A 3734-nucleotide genomic window follows, 5' to 3' on the forward strand; every position below is an offset into this window, starting at 1 on the left:
TCATCGTGTAAAGCATTCGCTGCTTTAATCATATCTTCCTGAGGTACAACAACGGATACTTTAATTTCTGAAGTGCTGACCATTTTGACTGGAATACCTTCGCGATATAGGCGATCAAACATCGAAGCTGCAACACCTGGATTTGAAACCATACCAGAACCTACAATTGAAACTTTTGCCAATTCCGATTCATGATCTACATGATGATAACCAAGTGTATCTTTATGCTCGGATAGTACTTGTAATGTATCATTAAGGTTATCCTTTTTCACTGAGAATGAAACGGATGGTTCTGTTCCTTGAATAATTGTTTGAACAATTATATCCACATTGACATGATTTTTTGCTAATGTTGTAAAAATATTAGCCAATGAACCATTGTAGGCCTCTTCATAATATACAGTTAATCGAATAATATCTGATTCAAACGCAACACCGCGTACAACTAAATCTTTTTCCACTTCAATTTCCTCCTTCAAAATGGTACCTTCAACATCCTCATAGCTCGAACGAACAGACATTTGGATATTATGATTTTTTGCTACTTCTACAGATCGGGGATGCAAGACACCTGCTCCTAGATTAGCTAATTCAAGCATTTCATCATAGGACATTTCTTGTAGCTTTCTAGCACCTTTTACATATCGAGGATCACTTGTATAAACACCATCAACATCTGTATAAATATCACAGCGTTCTGCATTCAGTGCTGCTGCAAGCGCAACAGCTGTTGTATCTGAACCTCCGCGGCCTAATGTTGTAATATTTCCTTCAACATCAATTCCTTGGAAGCCAGCAACTACAGCCACTTTTCCCGCCTCCAAAGCCTCTTTGACAGCTTTTGGTGCAATATTTTCGATCCTCGCATTGCTTGGTACATGCTCTGTCACAATACCTGCTTGCCAGCCAGTAAATGATTGAGCCTCGATTCCTAGCTTATGCAAAGCAATTGATAACAATGATATCGTTACTTGCTCGCCCGTAGTCAATAACACGTCCATTTCTCTTTTTGAAGGTGATTCAGAAATTTCGTGGGCCATATCAACAAGTTGATCTGTCGTTTTACCCATTGCAGATACAACTACGACAATGTTATAACCCTTTTGTTTCTCACGCTGAATGCGCTTAGCAACATGCATAATTCTTTCTGTTGTTGCAACGGAAGTTCCACCAAATTTAACGACTAAAGTACTCATCAAAACGCTCCCCTACATAATAGTATGTGGACGATTTTCACAATGACTTCTAATGAAAAAAAGAGCAGCACTTCACACAGATGGTGAATGGGCTGCTCTTAGCATGCACGTTCAAAAGAACATTCATGTGAGATAGCCCTCCAGAATCTACATTGATTCTGACAATTCTACATTTCTTTAATGTAGAACCAGCAGCAAGATGGAATTAGCAAACTTGCAACTTCGGCGACTTCCCCTTTCACCGACTATCAATGGACCTATTCGTCCTCCAGTCGGATACTATTGAAACCCGCGCCTCTATCATCACTAAATCAGTGATTTTTAATTGGTGTCATTAAGATACCATATGATTTACTTTTCGTGCAATCATTTTTTCTGAAAAAAGCCAATTATTACATTAGATAGTTTTTCCGGTACACCAGCTTCTTGCAACTCTTCAACGGTTGCTTCTTTAATCTTCTTAATTGAGCCAAAATGTTTTAATAATTGTTGTTTTCTTTTTGGACCAATCCCTGGTATTTCATCTAATACCGAAGTGATTGCATTTTTTTCATGTAACTGTCTATGGAATGTTATGGCAAAGCGGTGAACTTCATCTTGTACACGTTGCAATAAATAAAAGGCTTCACTTGTTCGTTTTAAAGGAATAATTTCAGGAGGATTTCCGTATAACAGTTGAGAAGTTTGGTGCTTGTCATCCTTTGCTAGTCCTGCTATTGGAATATCAAGCCCTAATTCATCCTCTAAAATTTCTCTTGCAACCTCCATTTGCCCTTTCCCGCCATCTGTAACTAGTAAATCCGGTAAAGGTAGACCTTCCTTGAGTACACGTGAATAGCGACGACGAATTACCTCTCGCATTGCGCCATAATCATCATGGGCACCTGCACTTTGAATTTTAAATTTACGGTATTCTTTTTTGCTAGGTTTACCATCTATGAAAACGACCATTGCTGAAACAGTATCTGCTCCGAATATATGGGAGTTATCGAAGGCTTCGATACGAAGCGGTGTTGCTATATTCATTGCATCGCCTAGTTCTTCGCAAGCTCCTATCGTTCTTTGTTCTTGTCTTTCGATTAGTTGGAATTTCTCAAGTATTGCAATTTGTGCGTTCTTTGAAGCTAAATCCAGTAATTCTTTTTTTCTACCTCTTTGTGGTTTTAATACATTAATCTCTAATACTTGTTGAAGCATTTCGCCATCAATCTCTTGAGGTACGAGTATTTCCTTCGGTTTTATATGATCCGCTTTTTCATAGAATTGACCTACAAAGGTTAAAAATTCTTCTTCTGGTTCTCCGTAAGAAGGGAATAATGATACATCTCGTTCAATTAATTTTCCTTGTCTTACAAAAAACACTTGCACACAAATCCAGCCTTTATCCACTGCATAGCCAAAGACATCTCGATTAGTGAAATCATTTGTTGTGATTTTTTGTTTCTCCATTACCGATTCGAGATGTGCGATTTGATCACGGTACTCTTTAGCACGCTCAAAATCAAGTTGTTCTGAAGCAGCTAGCATTTTCTGCTGTAGTTCCTCTTTTACAGCTGCATGTCCACCATTTAGGAAATTGCTGATTTCTTGAACCATTGTGTCAAAGGTCTCTTTTTCAATCTCTTTTACACATGGCGCTAAGCATTGTCCTAGATGGTAATACAAGCACACTCTATTCGGTAAAGTTTGGCATTTTCGTAAAGGATATATTCGATCTAGTAATTTCTTCGTTTCATTGGCTGCAAATGCATTAGGGTATGGTCCAAAATATTTCCCCTTGTCCTTTTTTACTTTACGGACTGTAAGCAATCTTGGGTATTTTTCATTTGTAATTTTTATGTAAGGATATGTTTTATCATCCTTAAGCATAATGTTGTATTTCGGATCATGTAATTTGATTAAATTTAATTCCAATAAGAAGGCTTCTTTATTAGAAGATGTTACGATGTATTCGAAATCTTCTATTTCACTTACAAGTCGTTGTGTTTTACCATTATGTGATCCTGTAAAATAGGAGCGTACTCGATTTTTTAATACTTTTGCTTTTCCAACGTAAATAATTGTTCCTTGGCGATCTTTCATCAAATAACATCCAGGATGATCAGGTAAGATTGCTAATTTTTGTTTTATTAAATCATTCATCAAATCACCTCTAAAAAAAACCGGGCACCTTTTAGGGACCCGGTTTCGTTTATGAACCCAAAAAACTTATGCGTGTTTTTGGATGAATTCAGCTAATGCTTCTTTAGGTTGGAAACCAACTGTTTTATCAACTTGTTCGCCATCTTTGAACAATAATAATGTTGGGATAGACATAATACCAAATTGGCTAGCTGTTTCTTGGTTTTGGTCAACATCCACTTTAACGATGTTCACTTTACCAGCTAATTCTTGATCTAATTCTTCTAGTACTGGAGCGATCATTTTACATGGTCCACACCAAGTTGCCCAGAAATCTACTAATACTAAACCATTTTCAATATCATTTGAAAAAGTTGCATCTGTTGAATGTACAATTGCCATTTTATATTTCCTCCT

At 37.1% G+C, this 3734-nt stretch carries 3 protein-coding genes and 1 riboswitch; all 3 genes read right to left on the bottom strand.

The features are described from left to right. Positions 1-1196, bottom strand: a 1196-nt coding sequence (locus ABE048_RS15935) for an aspartate kinase (RefSeq protein ID WP_430312260.1), incomplete at its 3' end; no start/stop codon positions are given. A 125-nt stretch (positions 1197-1321) separates the two neighbouring features. Next, a riboswitch (Lysine riboswitch) is annotated at positions 1322-1504 on the bottom strand. A 58-nt stretch (positions 1505-1562) separates the two neighbouring features. After that, positions 1563-3338 (bottom strand): excinuclease ABC subunit UvrC, encoded by a 1776-nt coding sequence (gene uvrC / locus ABE048_RS15940; RefSeq protein ID WP_430312261.1) that lies wholly within the window; start codon positions 3336-3338, stop codon positions 1563-1565. Positions 3339-3404: 66 nt separating this feature from the next. Continuing rightward, on the bottom strand, positions 3405-3719 hold the full coding sequence (gene trxA, locus ABE048_RS15945) for a thioredoxin (protein ID WP_430312262.1): 315 nt from the start codon (positions 3717-3719) through the stop codon (positions 3405-3407). Positions 3720-3734 lie beyond the last annotated feature (15 nt).

Origin of the sequence: Rummeliibacillus pycnus, assembly GCF_050459865.1 — a bacterium.
GTDB classification, from domain to species: Bacteria; Bacillota; Bacilli; order Bacillales_A; family Planococcaceae; genus Rummeliibacillus; species Rummeliibacillus pycnus_B.

Coding starts and splice junctions, on each gene's coding strand:
- uvrC (WP_430312261.1), bottom strand. CDS start 3,338: ATGAATGATTTAATAAAACAAAAATTAGCAATCTTACCTGATCATCCT.
- trxA (WP_430312262.1), bottom strand. CDS start 3,719: ATGGCAATTGTACATTCAACAGATGCAACTTTTTCAAATGATATTGAA.